The sequence below is a fragment of the Paenibacillus sp. 276b genome (assembly GCF_900107875.1).
In the GTDB taxonomy this organism is placed as follows: Bacteria; Bacillota; Bacilli; order Paenibacillales; family Paenibacillaceae; genus Paenibacillus; species Paenibacillus marchantiae.
The window spans coordinates 252,090-275,705 of sequence record NZ_FNRR01000005.1 but is presented as its reverse complement, the minus strand read 5'-3'; the positions used below and the strand labels follow the sequence as shown (position 1 = coordinate 275,705).

The following is a 23,616-nucleotide window of genomic DNA, read 5'->3' as shown; positions in this document are numbered from 1 at the left end:
TTATTATTAAATCTACAATTTCAAAAAAACGACATAATACTGTAAAGCCAATTTGTTTCTAGATTCATAATTACTTTGATGAAAAACCTTGATTTATCAAGGAGAAACGGCACTTTAATTTAAAGTTAACGACAAATCACTATCAAGTTACCGACATTTTAATTTAAAGTTAACAACCCGTGTTCGTAAACTTGTATTAGATCTTATAAGCCTTCATCGCTTTGAACAATTCCTTGAACGTTGGGCGTTTACCATACATCAGCACACCTGTACGATAGATTTTCGCTGCGAGCCAGCCGAAGATCATAATCGATACCACGAGAATGGCCAGAGACGTCCAGATCTGCCAAGTTGGCGCAACGCCTGCCCCAATCCGTACCAGGATTGCCGTTGGCGATGTGAACGGAATGAAGCTTGCTACTTTCAACAACAGGATGTTCGGTGTAGCAATACTGAAAATTGCAATATAGAAGGAAACCAGGGACAACATCGTAATCGGCAGCACGGCCTGACCCAGTTCTTCTGTCCGACTCACCATCGAACCAATGGCCGCGAACATCACCGCATACAGGAAGTAACCCAGAATGTAGAAGATGAGTCCATATACAATGACTGCGACGTTCACATCACCCAGGTTCATGTTGAAATCACTCAATACATCGCGGTTATGCGGTAACAGCATATTTCCGGCAACTACTGCACCGAAAATACCGATTTGCAATAGACCTACCATGAAAATACCGATAATTTTACCAAACATCTGACTGAGCGGAGATACACTCGTAATCAAAATCTCCATAATACGCGAGCTCTTCTCGGCTGTAATCTCGGAAGCAATCATATTACCTGTCATCATCGTTGATGTGAACAACAGGATAATCAGCAGATATACCACAATGTAATTGATGCCACTCATGGTACCTTCCGACTCCGCTGCAGCTCCGCTTTGGCCAGAATCCAGGTTTTGCTCTGTCAGTTTTACCGGCGTACTGATGAGCTGTTTTTGTTCCGCCGTGAGTGTATCTTTCACCACGACATCCAGCTTCACAATTTGCAGCGCAGCTTCAATGGGTGCTATAACCTGCGGGGAGATATCTTCACTTGAGTACAAAACAGGTTGTGGGAAGTCTTGCCCCGCAACAGGTTCAAACTTCAGGTACCCATCCAAAAGCTCCGACTCCACATCGGCTTTGAGTGCCGCTTCATCTTTACTCGCGTCGTTAACAAAACGATACGTTTGGTTGCCTTGTGCGGAAGAGTATGTCTCCAGCTTCTCGGCTACCTCCGTTTGTCCTTTACTCAGCAGACCGATATTTACCGGATTTGTGCTCGAGCCTCCACCGATGGGACCGCCATTAAATAAGGTAATGAAATATGGAATATTGAGTCCAATCGTAATTAAAAGTGCAAGTACAATAGTCGTCACCATGAAAGACTTCGTTTTTACTTTGTTTTTGAACGTAAATCCGATAATTGTCCCCATTTTATTCATTCGACTCACCTACCTCACGAATAAAGATTTGGTTAAGCGTTGGTTCCTTGATTTCAAAATGTTCAACGGTCGTCTGAGCCATGGCTGCTCTCAGAATTTCCTGAGCTGCTTCCATCTGACCAATATGGATCAGGTATCCACGCTCATTTTGCTCTACCTTTTTCACACCCGGCAGCTGTTCCAGACCGCCCACATTACCCATGGTGCTCAGGAACACATGCTCACGTGGATAACGGCTCTTGATCTCCTTAATCTCTCCCTGTACAACGGTGTTGGAGCGATGCAGGATTGTTATCTGACGACATAATTCTTCGACGTGCTCCATGCGATGTGTTGAGAACAGAATGGCGGTACCTTCGTCACGCAACTCCTTCACCGTGGATTTCAGCAATTCCACGTTGACCGGATCAAGTCCGCTGAAGGCTTCATCCAGAATGAGAATTTGCGGTCTGTGAACCACTGCGGCAATAAAGCCCATCTTTTGCTGATTCCCTTTGGATAGTTCCTCAATCTTTTTGTCGTAATACTCCGGCACTTCGAATCGGTCCAACCAATACTTCAGGCTCTGATCCGCATCCTTTCCATTCATGCCGCGCAGACGGGCCAGATAGTTGATCTGTTCACTGACCTTTACCTTCGGGTACAAACCGCGCTCTTCCGGAAGATATCCCATAATCTGCTGCAATTCTTTGCTATAGGGTTTGCCGTTGTACTGGATACTTCCCCCGTCCGGGTGGATTAGCCCAAGCACCATACGCATCGTTGTTGTTTTACCAGCGCCGTTGGCTCCGAGCAGACCGTAAATCTCCCCTTCTTGTACATTAAGCGTCACACCATTAACTGCCGTTTTGTCTGCATATTGCTTGACTACCTGCTTCAATTCCAATCGGTTCATCATTTATCGTCTCCCTTCGGTTATTTCCACTGTACGGGTGCATACCCGGCAATCCAGAATGCCAAGACTTCATCCAATTCCAAGTTACGGATCTTCAATACCCGGTTATTTGCCAGCTCCAGCCTTTCCTGCGCTTCGCTAACCCGGGTAGTAATGACGCGAACCAGTCCTCTCTCTTCAGAAGAAGATTCCACAACCCCAGGGATGCTCTCTGGTCGTAAGTCTCCTTCATACCAGACTTCTTTCCACTGATCGAGCACCATATCTTTCTCGGCCATCCCCAGGGACTGACCACGGTGCATCAATACGATGTAATCGGCAAGCCTTTTGACTTCGTCCGCAATATGTGTGGCAATCAGAATCGTGGTGTCTCCCTCAGCCATGAAGGTACGGAACTGCTCGATCATCACTTTCCAGGCAAAGGGGTCCAATCCTGATGAAGGCTCATCCAAAAGCAATAGTCTTGGGCGAGCTGCGATTGCAGCAGCGATCTCGAATTTCCTCCGTTCACCCTTCGACATCTTGTTCAGCTTCACATCAACAGGTACTTCCATATCGTGAATCAGTTGGTCGAACAACTTCATATCCCAACGCGGGTACCAGTAGGCCCGAAAATCAGCTGCTTCCTGTGCAGTAATCCGGTTCTCTTCGAGCCCAGCGTTGTCAGCCACAAAACCGATCTGTTGTCTCAGTTCAATGGGAAGAGGCCCCTCATGTTCCTTCCCAAACCATATAATCTGCCCTGCATCAGGCAGTACCACTTGTTGTAACATGTTAAGAAGTGTGCTTTTACCTGAACCGTTATGACCGAGAATAGCAACTACATACCCTTCCGGGATGGTCAGATCGATCGGGCCAATAACTCTGCGTTTTCGCATTTTGGATACGCCGTTCAACTGAACTGCGATAGGTTCCATGTATGAATCACTCCCTCAATTCGAGTAAACAGCCCTCAGGACTTCCCGGAACAGACTCTCCAGTTCTTCTTCCGTACATCCTACCGATTTTCCGGACTGCACCGCTGCCTGCATCGCTTCCTGTGCGGCCTTCAATCTATAATGTTCTCTGTCGCCGGCTTCTACCTGGGCCACAAATGTACCCGTCCCCTGCTTCGTACGAAGCAGCCCTTCATTCTCCAGATCCTGATAGACCCGTCTAACCGTTATAACACTGCAATTCAGTGATCCGGCGAATTCGCGAATGGACGGCAAATGTGTTCCCTCCCCCAACTGACCCGTAACAATTAACGATCTTAACTGATTTTCAATTTGGTGGTATAAAGGTTCAGCGCTATTTTCATTAATTTGAATGGGTATTTTCACATCTTGCACCTCGCCCTCCGGTACACTCCAGTCTGTTACCTGTCCGTGCCGGTTTCATCCTGTATTCATTTTTGCGTTCATCCCTCATACCGTTAACTCAAATCCCGATTGGAAAGTTTCTTCAGCGTCAACCGACTGAAAAGCCATAATCCCGCTATGCCAGCCACCAAAGCAACCCACATAATCGGGGAAAGCAGCCCCCATGATTTACTCATATCAATTACAATCGAAAATCCGTAACTGCCCGACGTTCGGATCAGCAAGGATAGGATGATCGTAAGCGGCAAAAACAGTGAACTGAGAAGCAAATATTTTTTGCCACTGTGCAGAAACTCTCCGTAAATATATAAGCCTGTCATGAGAAGTCCGTAACCTGTACAAGTTATGCCAAAGGCCAGGTACTGATCCCACCGGAACCCTTCCTCGTGCAACCCAACCACATACAGTGATCCATAGAAAAAGATACCATTATACGTAAACGCCATCAGAGACTGCTGAAGTCTCGACCACATCACTGTCTCGTTTGGAATAGGAAGTCTGCGATAGTAGGCCAACATCTGTGTATAGGAATCCTCCTGTATGTAACGGAAAGATCGTCTGCTGAACACGAATCCCTGAAATGGCACCATGATCAAAAAGAAAGTATCTACAACAGGATTAATGAAATCGGTCTTCTGTTGTCCTAATAACATCACACCACTCATGCCACCCGTGTATATCATAAAAATTGCAGTCCACAGCCATTGGAGCTTATCCTTTTTCATCTCACTGCGGGTCAACCACCACGCCTGCTTCCATGCGCTCATATCATTGCCTGCCTTTCCATCTCGACTGTGCTCACTGTATATATCAATATACACAGTATACAGACCACTCCCTATTCCCGTCAACTCCTTATTTTCCTGAATCAGGAAGAAAGGATGGGATTCACGTCAGAATCGTGGTCATCTGGCTCATTTTGCGGGATGAACCCAAGCGTCATGCTGCCAAAAAAGGCAGACATCGAGTTCGCCGTAACAACGGCTACACCGACTCTTCTCCGGCATACCCGGTCATTACCACCAATGATGACTCCTACACTCATCATTCCAAACATTCACACGATCACAAGCATCATGACAGTGATTCTTTTTCGGGATCTAATCACCATCACAGTAGCGATAGTGGAACCAGCAACGACAGTGGTGGAGATAGTGGCGGTGGGGACAGTGGCGGCGGTGGTGGAGATTAGGATAACTCCTCAAACCAAAAAAAGAGCTGTATCCGATATTGTGCGAACACAATTCGGAACAGCTCTTTCCTGTTTCCCGGCACCTGAATACTGAAGAGGTTTAATCCTTAAACGAGGTTGTAGCCACTTGGCAGGCTGCGATTACTGCGAATCGCACGAATTTCGTCCAAAGTAAGCCGTTGATTGGTGGAAATCAAAGATTCCACATCATTGCCACGAATCAGATCATCCAAATCTCTCAAGTTGGTGTTCCCACGAAAGACGCGGAATCCGCCTTGAAAGTTAGGTCTCGTAAACACAACCAACGTTGCATTCGAACTTGTCGAGAAGAAACGCAGGCTTTCTACCCCACCCAGGATGTTGTCCAGATTACGGAGACCCGTGTTACCACGGTATACCCTGCTTCTTCCACGATAATCCTCTTCTGAATACACCGTGAGACGTGGATACGTTTGACTTACATGGACTGTTTTTTTCATTTGTTTTCCCCCTCTCGAACTCATTCTATGAATGAATGCGAGAGGAAGCTTGGACCAATCCACGGGTGGATACATCCATTTTCATATTTTCAAAGAATTCAATTCATTGCATTAAACACCCAAAATGACTTCCCATACCGGACGAGTGTGTCCACCAGGATACAGCAGGTACAACAAAACGTATACAATAACGCCTGTGATAGCACTGCTAAACCAGATCATGGATGTAAATCTCCCCCAACGGCGATGTGTCTTGAATTTCTTTTTGAACCCAAGCACCAAAGTGGAAATCCCGAAGACCGCTGCCACCGTGGCAAGGATAATATGAAAGATCAGAAATATTCGATAGAAGATCTCCATTTCCGGGTCCCCACCCCAAGCCGTATTCCCGACAAAGATGGTACGAGACATATAAATGACAAAGAACAGAAGGGCAGCAATGGCCCCTGCAATCATCGCGGTTTGGTGCGCCTCCCGTTTGCCACGGATAATTAGCACCCAGCCAATTCCAACCAGCACTGCGCTAATCACAATGAAAGAAGTACTGATCGTGGGTAGCAGAAAATACATATCCATCGTGTGTTTCCCCCTCTTGTCCAAACAAAACTTGTGTTATTTCGCTGCAGGATTGAGCGGTCCTCCCGTATTCTCTACAGGGTACGGATCATCATCATCTTCCCGTTTTTCCTTGCGGTACCATTGGAAAAAGACATACGCCAGCATGGAGACGAAGATGCCTTCCTGTATGAATTTCATTAAAATACCGCCCACCTGCTGATCCTCCTTGGCAGAGGACAGAAAGTTGAAGAACGCCGGTCCACCGAACGATCGCAGCAATGCTGTGGAATCCCCGGAGACACAATACCGCATCGCCTCAGCCCATACGGCAGGATTGCTGTAGGTCGCATACAAGGGTTCGGAGGCAAAAATAATTAGTCCACAAGCTGGTGTCAGAAGAACCATGTTCAGAAAAATAAAACCAATCTTAGACAGCCCCGACGCTTGTCTCCCTTCCGGCAACGGATTGAGCAGCGTCCACCACATCAGCATGGAAGTAATGAAAAGTACAATGTAATACAAACGGTGAACCGTAAAATTTAACATCACGTAATCATGTACCACGGGTAGATGATATAACGAGAACAACCCGTTAAACAGCACAGCCGCCACGATCGGATGAGCCAAAAAAGATAACTGCCGTGTCGGCAGCCACCGGATGATGCCGCGCCATACCCAGAGGGGTAATCCCTTCATCAATAGCGGTGGCGCTACCAGATAGGACAGAGCCATACTCACCATATGGAAGCTGAACATCACATGACCCAGCAGATTGAATGGCCCCGCTTGTGCAAGATACAACACGGTAAGCCCAGTAATAAACATCATTTTCTGTGCGACCGTGGCCTGATCTGCCCCCTTGATCCGCTCACTGAATGGACCAACGAGCACTAGATAAGCTGCAGCAATGAGCAAAAACAATGCCATAATAAGTGGACTCCATAAATCATTGAAACTAAAATATTGCAACCCGAGCATACGGGAAACCTCCCCGTGACCTGATTTGGTTGTTGCCTGAATCCATTGACTGATTGATCCGCCTAAAAGGGGAAAAGACGGCGACACTGCGCCGCCGCCATCTCTTTTACCACCAAACCCAATAGAGTGCCATAATGATGCACGTAAAAGCTACGAAAAATCCGAAGCTCATGAACAGGATCGGCATTAAATGCCCTTTATCCTTCAAGTGCATCCAGTAACCGAGCTGTACAAACACCTGAAGGATCGCCATAACCACCAATATAATAATGGTAAAGGTCGTATTGACTCCTCCCGCGGCAGCAGCCGCGAACGCAATTAGCGTCAGGACAATCGAGAAAATAAAAACAACGACGTGTTTCTGTGGACCTTCCGCCCGGTGACGATGCTTCACAGGCTGCTGATCACTTTTATCCTGTACCGACATGTGTTACCCCACCTTTCCGAGCAGGTACACGACCGTAAAGATAAACACCCAGACCACGTCAATAAAGTGCCAGTACATTGCGGAGACGTATACTTTAGGTGCAGTTACGACCGTTAATCCTTTTCTGAACAGTTGCCCGATAATGAGCCCAATCCACATAATACCGAATGCAACGTGAGCTCCGTGGAACCCAACCAGCGTGTAGAATGCTGAACTGAATGCACTTGTAGTCATGCCGAACTCTTTATGTTTCACATATTCATAGAACTCGTAGATTTCCAGACCGAGGAATCCAAGACCCAGTACAACGGTAATGCCAAGCCAGAGAGCAAGAGCATTGCGCTTCCCCTTATGCATAGCCTGGATGGCAAATACACTTGTCAAACTGCTGACTAAGAGAATAAAGGTTGCTGCAGCCACGAGTGGCATATGAAACAATTCATTCGCCGTCGGTCCGTCATTCGTTTGGCCACGGAGGGCCAAAAAGGTTGCGAAGAGGGTTCCGAACAATACGGTCTCGCCGCCAAGGAACAACCAGAAGCCGACAAGCTTGTTGCGTCCTTCCAGCGTTGCTTTCTCCGGCTCATGCGGCAATTTGCCGTTTACCGGTTCGGCATGTGGAGTTGTCATGTTCTAACCCCCTTCTCATCCTGATCCTCCGGTTCAATATGCCAGCCATGATCATCATAGAGTGACCGCAGCGCCATCGCACCAAATGTAATCAGAAGGCCAATAATGACTACAATGTAATTGTTAAACAATCCGTTCATAAACGCATTGCCAAAATCATCTTTGCTGAACATGAGACCAAGTCCGGCAATGAATATACCGACAGACATAACAAACGGCAGTGGAGTCGCTGATGGCATATGAATCGAACCAACAGGTTCGGCCGGTGTCATCTCCGTATGTCCTGCCATCTTTTCCTTCCAATACGCATCGATTCCACGTACCAGAGGAGTCTGCTTAAAGTTGTATTCCGGTGGCGGAGATGGGATTGACCATTCCAACGTACGACCATCTTCCCACGGATCATTCGGCGCATCAACTGGTTTTCTCGTTGTAATTACGATGTTCACGAGGAACATGATAACCCCAACACCCATTAGGAATGCACCAACGGAACTGACCAGGTTAAGCAGGTCAAAATCCTGATTCGGCAAGTATGTAACGATCCGGCGCTGCATCCCCATTAAACCAAGGAAATGCTGTACGAAGAACGTTAATTGGAAACCGATCATGAATGTCCAGAAGGTCCACTTTCCGAGCGTTTCGCTCAGGACGCGACCGAACATCTTCGGCCACCAGTAATGTAATCCAGAGAACAAACCTAGCACCAATCCACCAACGATAACGTAATGGAAGTGAGCCACAACAAAGTACGTATCATGGAACTGGAAATCCGCAGGCGCTGAGGCCAGCATGACACCAGTAACCCCGCCCATAACGAAGGTTGGAACGAATCCAACAGCAAACAGGTTTGCTGCCGTAAAACGAATCTGTCCGCCCCACATCGTAAAGAGCCAGTTAAATATTTTGATCCCTGTTGGTACAGCAATCAACATGGTTGAGATCGAGAACAATGCATTGGCGACTGTTCCCAGACCTGTCGTAAACATGTGATGCGCCCAGACCATGAATCCTAAGAAGGCGATCAGGATGGTTGCAAACACCATGGAGCTGTAACCGAATAATCTTTTACGTGCAAAGGTTGGAATAACCTCCGAGATAATACCAAAAGCCGGCAAGATGAGAATGTATACTTCCGGGTGCCCGAAGATCCAGAAGATATGCTGCCAGAGTACCGGGTTACCGCCACCTGCAACATCGAAGAAATTCGCCCCAAGTATACGGTCAAACGTTAACAGTACAAGTCCTACCGTAATGGCAGGGAATGCAAAAAGAATGATGGCTGATGTAATAAATGTGGTCCAGGTAAACATCGGCATCCGCATATAGGACATTCCCGGCGCACGCATCGTAATGATGGTCGCGAGAAAGTTAATGCCCCCGATGAGTGTCCCTAGACCGGCGATCTGGAGACCTATCGTGTAGAAATCCACACCGTGCGTCCCACTGTACTCGCTGCCAGAGAGTGGCGTGTACGAAGTCCAGCCGGCATCCGGTGCCCCTCCCATCAACCAGCTCAGGTTCAAGAGCAGTCCGCCAAACAGGAACGTCCAGAAACCAAGCGCGTTAACAAAAGGGAAAGCAACGTCCCGTGCCCCAATTTGCAAAGGTACAACGGCATTCATAAGTGCAAAAATAATAGGCATAACACCAAGGAAAATCATCGTTGTTCCGTGCATCGTAATCAATTCGTTGAAGACCTGTGCCGACACAAAATCATTCATCGGTTTCATTAACTGAATCCGAATCAAAATGGCTTCAATGCCGCCGATTCCGAAGAAAAATCCACCCGCAATCAAATAGAGAACGGCGATTTTTTTGTGATCGACGGTGGTGATCCAATCCATCAAGCCCCTATACCGCTTGACGCTATGCGCATGAGCCAAGGTTGTGTACCCCCTTCTTCGTCCTTGCTGTTCTATTCATAGTCCAATTTGTAGTTGGCCAGATATTCGGCAATTCCGTCGATTTCTTCATCTGTGAGTCCAAGGTCTTTCGGATTAGGCATTGTATTGCCCGGCTTCACGGATTGTGGATCATGGAGCCATTCTTTCATGTTGTCCAGCACCGGATTACCGTCTTCCTGGCCTTCGCCCTGATTCAGCAGAATACCTGCCACGGATTGCTTGCCGCCGATACCTGTAAGGTTAGGCGCAACGGGCCCGCCCTGATCCCCAACTGCATGGCAAGAAAGGCAGTTCGTTTTGAACTTCTCAGCCAATTGGGTATCTTCCGGAAGTACCGCCGGGGCTTTCATTTCGTTAACCCATTTGTCAAAGGATTCCTGACTGACCGCTTTTACCTTAAATTCCATGAAGGCATGCGACCTGCCACATAATTCAGCACATTTGCCTCGGTAAACGCCTTCATTTGGCGCCGAGAAGCTGAACTTGTTAAGCGTTCCATCCGGGTTTGTGTCCATTTTACCCGCAAGTGACGGCACCCAGAAGGAGTGAAGCACGTCAGCGGTTTTCAATTCGAATGCGATTTTCTTTCCGGTCGGGATGATGAGATCTTGAGCGGTGGTTACGTCATATTGAGGATAAGTGAATTCCCACCAGTACTGATGCGAGGTGACTTTGACCTGAATTGCATTTTTGTCGTTGGACAGATCTTCGCCTTGGGCAAAAATCGTTTTTACCGTCGGTACTGCCAGAACAATTACGAGCAGCAACGGAATGGCTGTCCATATTACTTCCAGCTTGAAATTACCTTCAACCTGTTCGGGCATTTCATTCTGCCCGGCTCGTCTGCGAAACCGGATCAACACATACGCAGCAATAGCAAATACAATGATGAGCACCACGATCATAATCGCAATGGACAGCTTCATCAGATCATATTGGCCTTGCGCCACAGGACCCTGAGGTTTCATTACCGACAAGTCTTCCCGCCCGCATGCGGATAGCAGCAAAGAGAACACCGCCAGCAAGGGGAGAATTCGCTTCGCAACCTGCCACTGTTTCATCATTGATCTACCCCACTTTTTTAACATTTTCGTAGATTGCCGTTGTCGCCCAAAATAAACTTAATTCAGTTCATTTCAGCACGATACACGTAATCCTGTCCGACATACAGAACGCTTACAAAAATAACGCTTCCACTACTCCCGTCATTTCCTGCTAAGGGCATGTCTGCGCATTCTTCCAATTCATTCTATATGGTTCAATCACTTATTAAATATAAGTTGAGGGTATGATTTTGTCAATCTTTGGACACATGTTCACAAATTGTTCACTATATGTAAAAAACCGCACCACAACTTGATTTGTAACCGATTTCAGTTAAAAATATTACTCTCTACTTTTGAAAATTTTTGCCAAATTTCGGTGATGAAATTGATTTTTTTGCCGATTTTTCTCACATTGAAAACATGCAGTATTATGCAAAACAGAAAAGCCTGCATCAGCTTGTTTCTCTTACAACTACTGGAAGCCGCAGTAAAGCTCCATACCGCTCCCTTATAGAACCAAACGGCATGGAGCCTGAACCTATTGTATATCTCTTACACCGTATGCGGCACCCTTACCAGCTTGCCATAGATACAGCGTCTAAGTCCCGTCAGTTAGTATAAGAGGACCATCACTTGTTATGGCTACCGTATGCTCATACTGGACGCCCCAGCTTCCATCCACTGTTCTCACCGTCCAGCCATCCTCATCCCATACAACTGCTCCAGAGCTGCCTTTCGTAAATATAGGCTCAATCGTAATGACCATGCCCTCTGTCAGCATCATGCCCGTCCTGCGTTTCCCGTAAGGGAGGACATTCGGGGGTTCATGGATGTATTGACCGATCCCATGACCAATAAGAGGCTTCACAATCCCGTAACGATATAGCCTCGCTGTCCGTTCAATCGCGTTACCGATATCCCCCAGCGTATTTCCTGGCACTGCCTGTGCTATCGCCTTATGAAGCGCCCTTTCCGTTCGATTCATTAGTTTGCGTATGGACCTGCGTTGTTCACCGATCCCATACGTCCATGCAGAATCGGCAAGCCAGCCATCTTTGTTCACCACCATATCAATGGTCACCACATCGCCTTCGACCAGTTTCCGGTCATTAGGGAAGCCGTGGCAAACCACTTCATTAACTGAAGCGCATGTAGCGTAAGGATAACCTTTGTACCCCTTTTGCTCAGGTGTAGCTCCTCTTTCAGCCAAAAAAACCTCCACCCGTTCGTCAATATCTCCTGTCGTTACACCGGGGGCCAACCACTTTTCAATATGCTCGTGACAGCTTCGCAGGATTCGTCCTGCTTCCCGCATGTAGCCAATCTCTTCTTTCGTTTTCAAAATAGGGTCCACATGCATTCATCCTTCCTGCCATATGTGTACTTCCATGTATATGCAGCAGGAACGGAACAAAGCCCCCAAAAGTGGAGCGAAGCTCTACAGCTAATTCTGTTTTCTTTTAGATGAAAGGTTTACACGTTGGAAATATGTACATATCATTTTTCAATCAAAAAAAACCGTCTGCCGGAGCTTAACGCCCGGGAGACGGTTCTATTCATATCGGAACAGTATAATCAGAGTTGTGTGTGTTTCAGGACACGGAAGAATCCATCTTGACAAGCTCATGCTCAACCACAGAAGTCAATTCTTCCTCGTATCCACCCGTAATCCGGTATTTTCTCACGTACTCCTTCACGAATTTTTTTGGATCTTTAGGACGGAAAATCCGAGTCATTTCCCTCAAACTTTCTTTGACCTCATTGTGACCTTTCGTTGCCATTGTAATTCCCTCCCAAAACGTTGAAAGTGAATGCTCCGTTTAGAGAATGCCGAATAAGTCTTAAATGCCATCCATGAAGTTGTGTGCGCGGCTCAAAGCAAGCTTTAGGTCGGGAACCCTTGCTTAAGCAAGTACCTGACACTATAAATACCCGATATGATTCGGTGTGAATCATAATCTTATTGTAGCATATTCGGAAGTATCTGACGACTTGACGATTTTACCTAATATTTATAACGGTTTTTATGCCCAAAAAGTTTAATTCCGAATCATATGTTATAAATACGATACTTCTATACGGAATTAATATATCCAGCATAACACTGAACTATTCGGGGGATATTATCACGGACAACCCATACAGTTAAAATACTGGGATCTAAGGAGGCGTTGTTTTATGGATCAGAAAGATAAAGAAATGCTGCCCCTTTCGCATGAAAAGGTGGAAGTGGACGGAATATATACCAACGAAGCCGGACAAGAAGAACATCTGCATCGCGGACAACAATTCCCGGCCGATCCCGTTCTCGGCAAGACGGAATGGGAACTGACGGAATTCACTTTTGACAACCATCACGAAGGTCGTACCGACGAGCGTTTGGTTCCTAAAGAGAATGATACCGATAAGATTGGCAAGACCACACATCCACGCAGACATTTCCAGCGGGGTGACCGTTAAGTTATATAATGAGGCAAGGAAAGGGGCATGTTCCAGGGCAGTATTAGGAACATGTCCCTTTTAAGCTAGCAAAGATACATTTCGTCCCATCCGGTTCAGTTCTGTCCACCTCCTTCATAACCTAGTTAAAAAGGACAAAGGAGGCTGGACCGAATGTCCCCCATGAAATCATCAAGCGGTCTGGATGAAAATATTGCCGGCATGCTCTGTTATCTGTTCACTTTTGTAGGTGGAATCGTCTTTCTGGCTGTAGAAAAACGAAGCCGATTCGTTCTGTTTCATGCACTTCAATCCGTTACGGTATTTGGCCTCATTATGGTCGGTCATGTGTTGTGTGCATTCCTCCCACTGTTTGGGCCACTGCTGGCTTCGCTGTTATCCCTGCTTGGTGTGGTGGTCTGGCTTCTCATGGTAGTCACCAGTCTGCAAGGCAAATGGCTGAAGCTGCCGTGGGTCGGAGACTTTGCAGAGAAACAGATGCGGCATCTGTAAGATATAACGTTTCTATCGGCTTCATCTCAAAGTAATTCATCATGTGAGTCTACATAATAATCCATCTTGTTTTGGGCAAAAAAAAGAAAAAACACCGGATCTCCTGCTCTCTAACGAGCAAGGTCTCCGGTGTTCCGTTTATTATGCCTTCAATAACGATTAACAGGATAGATGATTCATCCCCTAAATAGTTCAGGCCGTTTAACTTTTTTATTCACAACATTTATTATTCAATCCATGAGGAATTTAAAGTTAACATAATATACATGTTGAAGGCATCGGGTAATAACAACGATGATTTCAGTTCTTTACTTTTTACGCCGACTTGCCGTTATCTCCAAGGATCACATCCGCTTGACGTTCAGCCATTTTGGCAGCCGTTGCTTGAGTACCCAGACCATTAAACAGCAAATTCATGAAAATGGCCGTAAAGCTACCGGCAATAATTCCGTTACCGAGCATAATCTGTGCCCAGTCCGGCGCACCTGCGAACAATTGAGGCACAACCGTTACACCCAGCCCCATGCCTACAGAGCAGGCAATGATGAACAGGTTCTCATGACGGTTCAGATCAACCTGGCTGCCCAGAATACGAATACCAGACGATACCACCATACCGAACAATGCAACCATGGCCCCACCAAGAACAGAACCTGGAACTAGCTGTGCCAATGCAGCAATCTTCGGTACAAAGCCGATAACCACAAGCAGCCCACCCGCTACAACGATAACATCGCGCGTTTTGACTCGAGTCATCTGTACAAGCCCTACGTTTTGTGAATAGGTCGTGTAAGGGAATGAGTTGAAGATACCACCCAGCACAATCGCCAAACCTTCTGCACGGTAGCCACGGGCCAGATCTTTGGAAGACAGGTCTTTATCCAAAATTTTTCCAAGAGCCATGAATACACCAGTAGATTCAGCTACGCTGACAATCGCCACTAGAATCATGGTCAGAATCGGCACAATCTCAAACGTCGGTGTACCAAAGTAAAATGGCTGCACGACATGGAACCAGCTCGCTTCGCGAATTGGCGCAAAGTTCACTTCACCCATGAGCCCTGCTGCCACTGTGCCCACGAGAAGGCCGATCAGCACCGAGATGGAACGAACGAATCCTGTCGTGAACCGTGTCATCAGAATGATGAACACCAATACGCCGAATCCGAGCAGAAGATGAACCCCACTGCCAAAGTCCTCTGCACCCTGACCGCCGCCGAGATCGTTGAACGCAACCGGAATCAGGGTCAGACCAATAATGGTTACTACTGATCCAGTGACGACTGGCGGAAAGAGTCGTATCAATTTGCCAAAAATGCCCGAGAACAATACAACGAATATCCCTGAAGCAATGATCGCACCATAAATGGCAGACACACCGCTCTTCATCCCAATTAAAATCATCGGTGATACAGCCTGGAATGCACAGCCAAGCATGACGGGCAGCCCCACTCCGAAGAAACGATTGCCCCATACCTGAAGCAGTGTTGCCACACCACAGGCGAGCAGGTCAATCGCAATCAGATAGGTCAACTGCTCCGTAGTAAAACCAAGGGCCTTGCTGACAATAATCGGTACAACGACAGCTCCTGCATACATCGCCAGAACGTGCTGGAGACCGAGAGAAAAGGTTTTGATCGGATGACGATGCCGCTGAAAAATACGTTCGCGTGCCATATTAGATCGTGACCTCCTCGTCCGCAAACGTAACTTGTCCGTCTGATAACGCCCCGATGCGAACCAGTGATTCCACACGGTATCCTGCCTCTTTCAGCAAGCGGCCTCCTGGTTGGAACGCCTTTTCAATCACGATGCCAATACCAACCACTTCAGCACCTACTTGCTCCACAATGCGGGCCAGACCAAATGCTGCCTCGCCATTGGCCAGAAAGTCATCGATGATCAGTACACGGTCACCAGGCTGCATGAACTTCTTCGCAACTGTAATTTCATTGGTCTCCTGCTTCGTAAAGGAGTACACTTTCTCAACCAGAATGTCTTCCGTGAGTGTAAGTGACTTCTGCTTCCGTGCAAAAATAAGCGGCACGTTGAGTTCCAGCGCAGTCATGATGCCTGGTGCAATCCCTGAGGATTCAATCGTCAGTACACGTGTAATGTTCTCCCCTTCAAAACGACGGATGAACTCCTTACCGACTTCCTTCATCAAAACCGGGTCCATCTGGTGGTTCAGGAATGAATCCACTTTGAGTACCTGCTCGGACAGGACAATGCCTTCCTGTATTACCTTGTCTTTTAACAATTGCATCGTAATTCTTCCCCCTGTGCGCCCTCCCGTACAGAAGCCTGCATGACCTCGATCCCCTCTGTAAAAAAACAAAAAGCCCGCCTTTTTACACGCTGCGGAAAAACCGGAGACGGGAAAAGACGGACTTGTACATATGTGGACAAGCCGCATGGATACTGCAAGTGTAGTGTAATGGAAGAGCATGATAACAGGATAACTCAGAGCAAACCTCACTCCCTATTCAAGAAGGGATATGAAGCTACTTGAACATCCTTTTTCAGACATACTGCCCGATAATCATCTCTCTCCATACCTTAACAACGTTGCAGGATCTTTCCCGTAGTCCGATCATTCCGGTGATCGGGTAGAAACATGCAGGCCTATTCCTGCACATATACGAGTCGGCATATTAAATTTTTAGAGCTCCATGATTCGTTACAATGTATGATCGCGAACCTGAATGTAAAAGTATGAACGGAACTGATAATGTTAGAAGTATACCGAATCGGCGCTGTGAAATAAAGAAGTATTTTCATGGAAGTTGCGGAAACTTGTCTTAATTTGCATTAAAGGGATGATTGCTGCGGTTTTTTTATGTACAATATGAGAACGGAAGCGCGTGTCCGAACGGAGAATCGATGGAAACGCCGCCTGTATTATGAATATATTTGGTAAAGGAGATTTGCAGACATGAAAGGCGTACTAAAGGAATTTAAAGAATTTGCTGTACGTGGCAACGTCATCGATTTGGCAGTAGGTGTCATAATCGGGGCTGCTTTTGGTAAAATTGTCACGTCCCTCGTGAATGATATTATCATGCCACCGGTAGGTAAACTGCTTGGGGGTGTTGATTTCAGTCAGAAAATCATTAATCTGGATTGGGATATGAAAACTGCCAGTGGACAGGAGATCACAACTCTCGCTCAAGCCAATGAGGCTGGCGCTACGGTGATTGCATATGGGCAGTTCATCAACGTGATGATTGATTTTCTCATCGTCGCTTTCTGTATTTTCATGCTGGTGAAGGGTATCAATTACATCAAAAGCAAAGAACACAAAAAGCCCGAGCCGCAAAAAACGACCAAGGCTTGCAAATATTGTCTGTCCGAAATTCCGGCTGCGGCTACTCGCTGTTCGCACTGTACTTCAGAGCTGGAAGCTGAAGGTAACGGCGCAACGGCTTAATCGTTTCCATGCTTGAAGTGCATCAGAATTTACAGTGTACCCAAACTCTCTATAGAGAACAGTAGTGGATAATTGTTAATATATAAAGGCTTATGTAAAAAAACTCCTGCTTGATCTGTCCGTCATGCTTCTTCATCCGTGTTGTTGCAATCCCGCACGGAGCGGGTGGAATCAAATCGGCAACCACATGAAAGGTCTCACCGTAAAGGTGGGGCCTTTCTTTATCTCACAAGCAGGTATGTTGCTCTAATGTCATTATTATCTTACGCTCACCATGCTTACAAACTAGAATCGACGCGGCAACAAGTGCTCCAAAATCGACTTCAAATCCCGATCTTCCTTATAAACCTCTTCCCCGGTATCGAGCTCTGTTACCCGGATATAATCAAAATTCATCGACGCATCCACAGGTTTAAACAACAATTGGCTCTCGTCTTCCAGACGTACGTTGAATCCCATATCCTTAAACATCGTTGTTAGCTGGCTATTCGCCGGTTCCTGACCTTGCCCTACCATAATCAATCCTCTAAGACTTTTACGTTCCTGAGGTTGCGGATAAATGACCTGAAAGTGTACAATGCATTCCATAAGATGGTTCCCCTTTCGTTTAAAACATACTTTGTGAAATTTTGAACTTTAAAACTTGCTATATAAGGAGATACGTATCATGACCCCAGAACGTTTCGATATTTACGACGATCAGCAAAATTGGATAGGTACAGAGCTGCGCAGCGTGGTTCATGCCAAGGGATTCTGGCACCGTTCATTCCACTGCTGGATCGTGCGGGACGAAGGCTCACAGCGGTTGGTTCTATTTCAGCGAAGACGGGATATCAAGGATACCTTCCCCGGATGTTACGACATTACCGCAGCAGGGCATCTCACAGCAGGCGAACAGCTGCATGAAGCCAGTCGTGAGCTGGAGGAAGAACTGGGCGTGCAAGCACCTTTTGAAACGCTGACCTACCTGTTGACAGCAAGACAGCAACTTGAAGGGCAGGTTCGCGGTGTACCTTTTATTGATCGGGAATTCAGCTCTGTCTTTGGACTGTGCTTAAACCAGCCTCTCGAAGCCTATACCTTGCAGGCAAGTGAAGTCGACAGTCTATATGAAGTGCCTCTGGATGACCTGATTGCCTTGTTCCGTGGCGAAACCCATGTGATTCAAGCCGCGGGAGTGCAAGCCGTGCAGTCAGCGTCCAATCAGGTGGATCAGGCAAATAGTAGCTCTGTTCCTCTTCACGTTCAAACACGTCACATGCGCGAGATTAGAGCAGCCGAGTTCGTGCCACACGGTACGGAATATTATATCGATGTACTTGAAGCGTTAGTTCACGTGCCCAAAAACTAACCAATTTTGCCTATGATAAAGTTACGTTCATAGCTTCATTTTCTCAAAAATAGCATGAATTCATACCCTATTACATTAGCTCAACAGGGAACATTTGCTGTGATGAATATCACTGCTTCTGTTAACTAGCAAGAAGAGGCGTCTGCCTCATGGCAACGCCTGCTTCCTTTAAGCATGTATTTTGGAGTTCATAGGATATCTGAAGGTACCGACCAATAACGTGCTGACAGGTTTTGGTATCGAGGCCCGTATCGAGACTCCAGTTCCTCCCCCATGTCCTGCTCCAGTTCATACAACACCAATTCCTGAGCAAAATGATTCAACAGCAGTCCGGTCATAACCGGATGTTCTGTCACCATCGCCTGAGTGGCGCAAGATTCTCCGCGCATCCCTAACATGCACCAACGACGATCTACCACTAAAGAGAACTTCCGGCCATTCCCTGCTCCGTATGAAGGCAAACCAGGCCAAGGAGCGGGCTGATCCATAATACCCTCTCCACCATCACATGACCATAACAGGCGCACACCTCGATCTTCGGCACGCTGCAAGTCGGCACGCAACAGCTCTGCTTCCTCACGCCACACGTCCACCACAATCTCATATTTGGCTTCAGCCAGTTCCCGGCTCAGGTTTTCAAATACATTCTTGTCGCCTTCAATGTTGTAAAAGACCGGCTTCTCCGGCTCATGCTGCGGCATACTGCTCTGCACATATTCAAGAGATGCGCGCATCTGACCGGAGATCATGCTTGTCATCTCCTCAGGCTTCAAGACGCTGTATTTCGCAGGTTCTCCTGCGCTGCAACGCAGGAATCCCCGCTGTTCCAGCCGTTGCAGGGTGGCATATACATTGGAACGGGACACACCCAGCCTTTTCGCAACCTCATAACCCGAGGCCGAGCCTTGGCGAGCGAGTTCCACCATAATTTTAGATTCCATCTCGGTAAACCCCAGATGACGCAAATGATGCAGCAGTTGGTCCATATTCCCGTCCCCCCATGCTGTAAGCAACCAGCGCTGCCACACATTGATTCGGCAGCGCTTCTACTGCATCAAATCTGTTCTGCTCCGCAGCGTGGGCACCATTTCGAACCTTTGGGCAGCTCTGCTGTACAAATCTGACAATTCACCATTTCGCGTGGCACTTCCGTCTGTACGTCCACCGTGTTCACGATCGGATTATTTTCTTTCCAGTACCGAATGCGCTCATCCAGCTCCTGCTGGCGCTCGCGCTCCCGTTGCATTTCTTCATCCCGACGGCGTTCCCACTCGGCATCGAACGCTTCCTTTTCCTCTTGGGTAAATTCCGTACTGTTATATTCAGATTCGGTCTCCAGGTCCGCAATGGACGGAATTACCGTGTGATACGGCTCAGCTTCCTCCAGTTCCTCTTCAGCTGGCGCATCATAGATTGGTCCCTCCGGGCTTTGGGCCACAGCTGCTTCCTGTCTCGCAGGGTTTGTCGCCCCTACAGATGCTGCTGCGGGTTTGAATTCACCCAACTTGCGTCCGCATTTCGGACAGAAGTTGGCATCCAGTGAAGCGACGTGTCCACACTCGCATAAGCGCTCATTTTTGAGTTGTGCAATCTTGTTGCGCAGACCATCGATCTCATCCTGCAATTCATCGCACAATCCCGATAGATCCACCATCTCTTTTTCGGCACGCGTCATGTCCTGTGCGCGATAACCTTCATAGAAGATACGACCCATATCTGTAAAATGGACTTCCTGTTCCTGCTGCAAGCCCACAATCTGATTATTTATTTTTCCGATTTCAACGGCGTGCTGGGCACGCTCTGTTGCTTTGTTTGCTCCGTTCTTAATTCGCTGAAGCAGTTTCATGACTTCTCCTCCTCTGTCCCGTCAGAGTTGAACCTTTTGATTCAACACCCATTTGTTCCAAAACTCATTTTCATTTGATTTTTTTTATAGTATATAACTTATACGATATCATGCCAAAAAGTTGCGAAATCTCGCGTGAATGCCCGTTTTCTGCCGATGCTGGATGAATTCGGGGGCTTTCGTCAGGACCATACGTTCGGGTATAATGAAGCTTTGGCCCTACTGATCCGCCTACTTGGGCGGTTATCCCTATCATACCAATTTACAATGTGATTGTGAAAAGGGCAAATGAATTACTTTTAAGCCGGGATAGTCCTATCCCTGAATGCATATAGAGGTGGATGAATGATGTTAAGTCCGAACTCAACGTTTTACCCCCGTCCGCTCGGGGTTACCCCGGCGGCATCACTGCCCCAGTCCCCTTCAGCTCCGCTGGAGACCAGTAGGCAGCTCGTTGCCAGCGATGAACGGGATGCGCCTTATTTCCGCTCTCTGGAAGAGGTAGGCATCCGTCTGAACGGACCCCAGATCTCAGCGGTTCGCCACGGCAAGGGACCCCTGCTGACTCTCGCAGGAGCTGGCTGCGGCAAAACAACCGTACTGGCTGCACGAGCTGGCTACCTGATGGAGGTTAGTGGTGCTCACGCGGGAAGCATCCTGCTGGTGACGTTCACGAACAAAGCTGCCACTGAGATGAAAGACCGCATCGCATCGCTGCCTGGCATTCGTCCCGCAGCCGCACGAGCGGTGCAGGCCCGTACATTCCACTCGTTCGCATTGACGCTGCTGCGTCATTACGGCGTGCAGGAGGAGATTTTTGGTGAGTCCCGTGCGCAGCATACGGTACTCAAGATGCTTCTGCGCCAGAATGGCATGAGTGAGGCATTTCAGCCTGAGAGTCTGCTGGCTATGCTGTCCGCTTGGAAAATGCAAGGTTCAGAGACGAGCGATCTTCCCGAAAAATCACAGGAGGAACGGGATGCCAAACGTGTTCTCCTTGGTTATGAAGCCTGGAAGCGGGATCGCAACAAAATGGATTTTGATGATATTTTGCTGCGAGCTGCCGCTCTGCTTCGTGATCCTGCTGTACTGGGGCCGCTTCAGCAGCGTTTTCAGTACATCATGGTCGATGAGTTCCAGGATACGAATAGTCTGCAATATGAAATTGTACAAAAACTGGCTGCCGCCCACCGCAACCTGATGGTTGTGGGAGACGATGACCAGACGATCTATACGTTTAATGGGGCACGGCAGGAATCCATTTTGGAATTCGATAAAGTTTACCCCGGTGCACGCATCGTGACGCTGGATATTAATTACCGCAGCGATGCGCGTATTCTGGGACTGGGCAGCGAATTGGTTGCCCGGAACAAACGAAGACGTGACAAGCGGCTGCGCGCAGCCGGGCATCGTGGAGATGCGCCTCGGTTTGCCACCCCCTCCAATACCGAGGAAGAAGCAGCTTGGGTTGTTAACCAATTGTGTCAGCAAGTCGAGGAAGGTCTGCATACCTATCGGGATATCGCGATCCTGCACCGGACAGCCAGCAGCAGTCGGGCTATATTTGAGCAGCTTGTGTTGAAAGATGTGCCATTTGTACAACATGGTGCTTCCCCGGTCTTCTATGACCAGTCATTGATTCGACCGTTAATGGATCATATGCGCTTGTCACTGAACCCACGCGCTGTAGATGCTCTGCCAAGTGCGCTGGGGCCTCTCTATGTATCCCGCGATGCCGGATTGGAGTGGATTCAGCGCAGTGAAGAGCAGCAAGCGAAGAAATATCCGCTCATTCATCTGGCCAAATGGGACAAGCTGAAGCCTTTTCAGCAGGAACAGGTCAAGGAGCGCATCAAGCTGATCAAATCACTGACGAAGCTGAAACCAGTGATCGCGATCCAAGAGATGCGCCGCCAGTTTTACGACAAGTATATGGAAAGCGGTGATCCAAGCATCTTTACCCATTATAAGGAAACGATGCTGGAGACACTGGACGAATTCGAAGCTGCAGCCAAAAAATTCGAAACCGTTGAAGAGTTCATCCAATTCGCCGATGAACTCTCCCGCAGACACCGCGAGATGGAATCACTGCGCCGTTCACAGGACAGCGATGCAGTCCAACTGATGACGATTCACCGGGCCAAGGGACTTGAATTCCCATGTGTATACTGGATCGGCGCCAGCGAAGGAATCGTGCCTCACAGCACGGCACTGCGGCAGGATATCCCTGAAGACCAGAAGGCTGCTCTTACGGTGCAGCAGACGGATGCCGAACTCGACATGGCTCTGGAAGAAGAGCGACGACTCGCTTATGTCGCAATCACACGAGCCAAACAGTACTTATACGTCACTTCTCCCGCCAGTCATCACGGTAAGCCAGCAGACGTTTCCCGCTTTCTGCTGGAGGCCTTCGGCATGGAGGTACCAGACAAACGCAAAAACCGCGAGGAAAGCCAGACTGGCAATCACGCGTCATACGGCAGCGGTAGCAGCAACTGGAAGGGGAACGGGAACACGAATGGTAAAGCTAACGGCAATGAGAGTAGAACTAGAAATGGAAATGCAGCATACGCCCGTTCAGGTTCGCGGCCGCAGGGACGGGATGCAGTGAGTCCAGTTCAGCGTGGTGCAGATCAGCGCAGCGCGATCCGTCAAAGTGATCGGCGTGATTTTGAAGTACTCGATGAACGAGACGAGGATCGTCTCAGTGAGCGGCGCGGCAGCGGGGTGATTCGCAATCACACGGCGTTCAGCACCACGGGTGTGAATCAGGCAGCTTCGTCCTCCAACAGTTCGGAGTCGCATTCTTCAGGTGCAGAACGTACAGAAACCGTAGCGATCTGGAAGTGCAGTTCTTCCACCTGCAAAGCGTGGCTGCGCCAGAAACCGGATGGTGCTTCTGCCAAGCCATCCAAAAAGGCGGTCTCTGGTCCTCCGGCTTGTCCGCTATGTTCAGGCACAATGGAGGCCGGTACACGGAAGGTTCCGGTAACCGGGCGGTTCGGAAGATGAACGATTGCCATTCGTTTCAGGACGCTTCCTGCTGTTTATTAACAGTAGAAGCGTCTTTTT

Annotated in this window: 25 protein-coding genes and 1 riboswitch; of the genes, 6 read left to right on the top strand and 19 right to left on the bottom strand. The window is 48.0% G+C overall.

Annotation, left to right across the window (positions count from 1 at the left end):
- Positions 1–196: 196 nt before the first annotated feature.
- The 5 genes from BLV50_RS23440 to BLV50_RS23420 all read right to left on the bottom strand — a co-directional run bounded on the left by BLV50_RS23440 (position 197) and on the right by BLV50_RS23420 (position 4,515).
- On the bottom strand, positions 197–1,492 hold the full coding sequence (locus BLV50_RS23440; protein WP_063567904.1) for an ABC transporter permease: 1,296 nt from the start codon (positions 1,490–1,492) through the stop codon (positions 197–199).
- Positions 1,485–2,387 (bottom strand): ABC transporter ATP-binding protein, encoded by a 903-nt coding sequence (locus BLV50_RS23435; protein ID WP_063567923.1) that lies wholly within the window; start codon positions 2,385–2,387, stop codon positions 1,485–1,487. Before BLV50_RS23435 ends, BLV50_RS23440 begins: the two co-directional genes overlap by 8 nt.
- A 20-nt stretch (positions 2,388–2,407) precedes the next feature.
- Positions 2,408–3,304, bottom strand: a complete 897-nt coding sequence (locus tag BLV50_RS23430) for an ATP-binding cassette domain-containing protein (protein ID WP_090810288.1) — start codon at positions 3,302–3,304, stop codon at positions 2,408–2,410.
- A 15-nt stretch (positions 3,305–3,319) separates the two neighbouring features.
- Complete coding sequence (locus BLV50_RS23425) at positions 3,320–3,709, bottom strand: GntR family transcriptional regulator (RefSeq protein WP_076290740.1); 390 nt, start codon at positions 3,707–3,709, stop codon at positions 3,320–3,322.
- Between the two features lie 92 nt (positions 3,710–3,801).
- Positions 3,802–4,515: a hypothetical protein gene (locus BLV50_RS23420; protein ID WP_143038142.1), complete on the bottom strand. Its 714-nt coding sequence runs from the start codon at positions 4,513–4,515 to the stop codon at positions 3,802–3,804.
- Positions 4,516–4,649: 134 nt separating this feature from the next.
- Here BLV50_RS23420 and BLV50_RS23415 point away from each other — a divergent pair, with 134 nt between their 5' ends.
- A complete protein-coding gene (locus tag BLV50_RS23415; protein WP_139295707.1) occupies positions 4,650–4,940 on the top strand; it encodes a hypothetical protein in 291 nt (96 codons plus the stop codon).
- Positions 4,941–5,047: 107 nt separating this feature from the next.
- On the opposite strand, the gene BLV50_RS23410 is transcribed toward BLV50_RS23415, so the two are convergent.
- The 9 genes from BLV50_RS23410 to BLV50_RS23370 all read right to left on the bottom strand — a co-directional run bounded on the left by BLV50_RS23410 (position 5,048) and on the right by BLV50_RS23370 (position 12,746).
- Positions 5,048–5,419 (bottom strand): hypothetical protein, encoded by a 372-nt coding sequence (locus BLV50_RS23410; protein ID WP_063567901.1) that lies wholly within the window; start codon positions 5,417–5,419, stop codon positions 5,048–5,050.
- Between the two features lie 111 nt (positions 5,420–5,530).
- Positions 5,531–5,995 (bottom strand): DUF420 domain-containing protein, encoded by a 465-nt coding sequence (locus BLV50_RS23405; protein ID WP_024632131.1) that lies wholly within the window; start codon positions 5,993–5,995, stop codon positions 5,531–5,533.
- A gap of 36 nt (positions 5,996–6,031) precedes the next feature.
- The gene (ctaG, locus tag BLV50_RS23400; RefSeq protein WP_063567900.1) at positions 6,032–6,955 is read right to left on the bottom strand and encodes a cytochrome c oxidase assembly factor CtaG; all 924 of its coding nucleotides are present in this window, start codon (positions 6,953–6,955) and stop codon (positions 6,032–6,034) included.
- A gap of 106 nt (positions 6,956–7,061) precedes the next feature.
- Complete coding sequence (locus BLV50_RS23395) at positions 7,062–7,382, bottom strand: cytochrome C oxidase subunit IV family protein (protein WP_063567899.1); 321 nt, start codon at positions 7,380–7,382, stop codon at positions 7,062–7,064.
- Between the two features lie 3 nt (positions 7,383–7,385).
- Positions 7,386–8,012 carry a cytochrome (ubi)quinol oxidase subunit III gene (locus BLV50_RS23390; RefSeq protein WP_090810284.1) on the bottom strand — a complete coding sequence of 209 codons (627 nt, stop codon included), beginning with the start codon at positions 8,010–8,012 and terminating at the stop codon, positions 7,386–7,388.
- Entirely contained in the window at positions 8,009–9,859 is a 1,851-nt protein-coding gene (gene ctaD / locus BLV50_RS23385) for a cytochrome c oxidase subunit I (RefSeq protein ID WP_371121660.1), read from the bottom strand. Before ctaD ends, BLV50_RS23390 begins: the two co-directional genes overlap by 4 nt.
- Before the next feature lie 71 nt (positions 9,860–9,930).
- Positions 9,931–10,983 (bottom strand): cytochrome c oxidase subunit II, encoded by a 1,053-nt coding sequence (gene coxB, locus BLV50_RS23380; protein ID WP_063567896.1) that lies wholly within the window; start codon positions 10,981–10,983, stop codon positions 9,931–9,933.
- A gap of 580 nt (positions 10,984–11,563) precedes the next feature.
- Positions 11,564–12,325 carry a type I methionyl aminopeptidase gene (gene map / locus BLV50_RS23375; protein ID WP_063567895.1) on the bottom strand — a complete coding sequence of 254 codons (762 nt, stop codon included), beginning with the start codon at positions 12,323–12,325 and terminating at the stop codon, positions 11,564–11,566.
- A 232-nt stretch (positions 12,326–12,557) separates the two neighbouring features.
- Positions 12,558–12,746, bottom strand: a complete 189-nt coding sequence (locus BLV50_RS23370) for a hypothetical protein (protein WP_017690840.1) — start codon at positions 12,744–12,746, stop codon at positions 12,558–12,560.
- Positions 12,747–13,143: 397 nt separating this feature from the next.
- Between BLV50_RS23370 and BLV50_RS23365 the strand changes: the two genes are divergently transcribed.
- Complete coding sequence (locus BLV50_RS23365; protein ID WP_064642492.1) at positions 13,144–13,425, top strand: hypothetical protein; 282 nt, start codon at positions 13,144–13,146, stop codon at positions 13,423–13,425.
- A gap of 153 nt (positions 13,426–13,578) precedes the next feature.
- Positions 13,579–13,917, top strand: a complete 339-nt coding sequence (locus tag BLV50_RS23360) for a DUF4870 domain-containing protein (RefSeq protein ID WP_063567894.1) — start codon at positions 13,579–13,581, stop codon at positions 13,915–13,917.
- 315 nt (positions 13,918–14,232) lie between these two features.
- On the opposite strand, the gene BLV50_RS23355 is transcribed toward BLV50_RS23360, so the two are convergent.
- A complete protein-coding gene (locus BLV50_RS23355; protein WP_090810282.1) occupies positions 14,233–15,594 on the bottom strand; it encodes a nucleobase:cation symporter-2 family protein in 1,362 nt (453 codons plus the stop codon).
- A gap of 1 nt (position 15,595) precedes the next feature.
- The gene (locus tag BLV50_RS23350) at positions 15,596–16,183 is read right to left on the bottom strand and encodes a xanthine phosphoribosyltransferase (RefSeq protein ID WP_024632141.1); all 588 of its coding nucleotides are present in this window, start codon (positions 16,181–16,183) and stop codon (positions 15,596–15,598) included.
- A gap of 299 nt (positions 16,184–16,482) precedes the next feature.
- A riboswitch (purine riboswitch) is annotated at positions 16,483–16,582 on the bottom strand.
- 270 nt (positions 16,583–16,852) lie between these two features.
- Here BLV50_RS23350 and mscL point away from each other — a divergent pair.
- On the top strand, positions 16,853–17,347 hold the full coding sequence (gene mscL / locus BLV50_RS23345) for a large conductance mechanosensitive channel protein MscL (protein ID WP_072734882.1): 495 nt from the start codon (positions 16,853–16,855) through the stop codon (positions 17,345–17,347).
- 285 nt (positions 17,348–17,632) lie between these two features.
- Here the strand turns inward: mscL and BLV50_RS23340 are convergent, their stop codons facing one another.
- Positions 17,633–17,935 (bottom strand): hypothetical protein, encoded by a 303-nt coding sequence (locus tag BLV50_RS23340; RefSeq protein WP_063567890.1) that lies wholly within the window; start codon positions 17,933–17,935, stop codon positions 17,633–17,635.
- 79 nt (positions 17,936–18,014) lie between these two features.
- Between BLV50_RS23340 and BLV50_RS23335 the strand changes: the two genes are divergently transcribed.
- On the top strand, positions 18,015–18,698 hold the full coding sequence (locus BLV50_RS23335; protein WP_063567889.1) for an NUDIX hydrolase: 684 nt from the start codon (positions 18,015–18,017) through the stop codon (positions 18,696–18,698).
- Positions 18,699–18,886: 188 nt separating this feature from the next.
- Here the strand turns inward: BLV50_RS23335 and BLV50_RS23330 are convergent, their stop codons facing one another.
- Entirely contained in the window at positions 18,887–19,684 is a 798-nt protein-coding gene (locus BLV50_RS23330) for a TrmB family transcriptional regulator (RefSeq protein WP_090810279.1), read from the bottom strand.
- A gap of 68 nt (positions 19,685–19,752) precedes the next feature.
- Positions 19,753–20,544: a zinc ribbon domain-containing protein gene (locus BLV50_RS23325; protein ID WP_064642520.1), complete on the bottom strand. Its 792-nt coding sequence runs from the start codon at positions 20,542–20,544 to the stop codon at positions 19,753–19,755.
- 348 nt (positions 20,545–20,892) lie between these two features.
- Here BLV50_RS23325 and BLV50_RS23320 point away from each other — a divergent pair, with 348 nt between their 5' ends.
- Positions 20,893–23,556 (top strand): UvrD-helicase domain-containing protein, encoded by a 2,664-nt coding sequence (locus BLV50_RS23320; RefSeq protein WP_090810277.1) that lies wholly within the window; start codon positions 20,893–20,895, stop codon positions 23,554–23,556.
- Positions 23,557–23,616 lie beyond the last annotated feature (60 nt).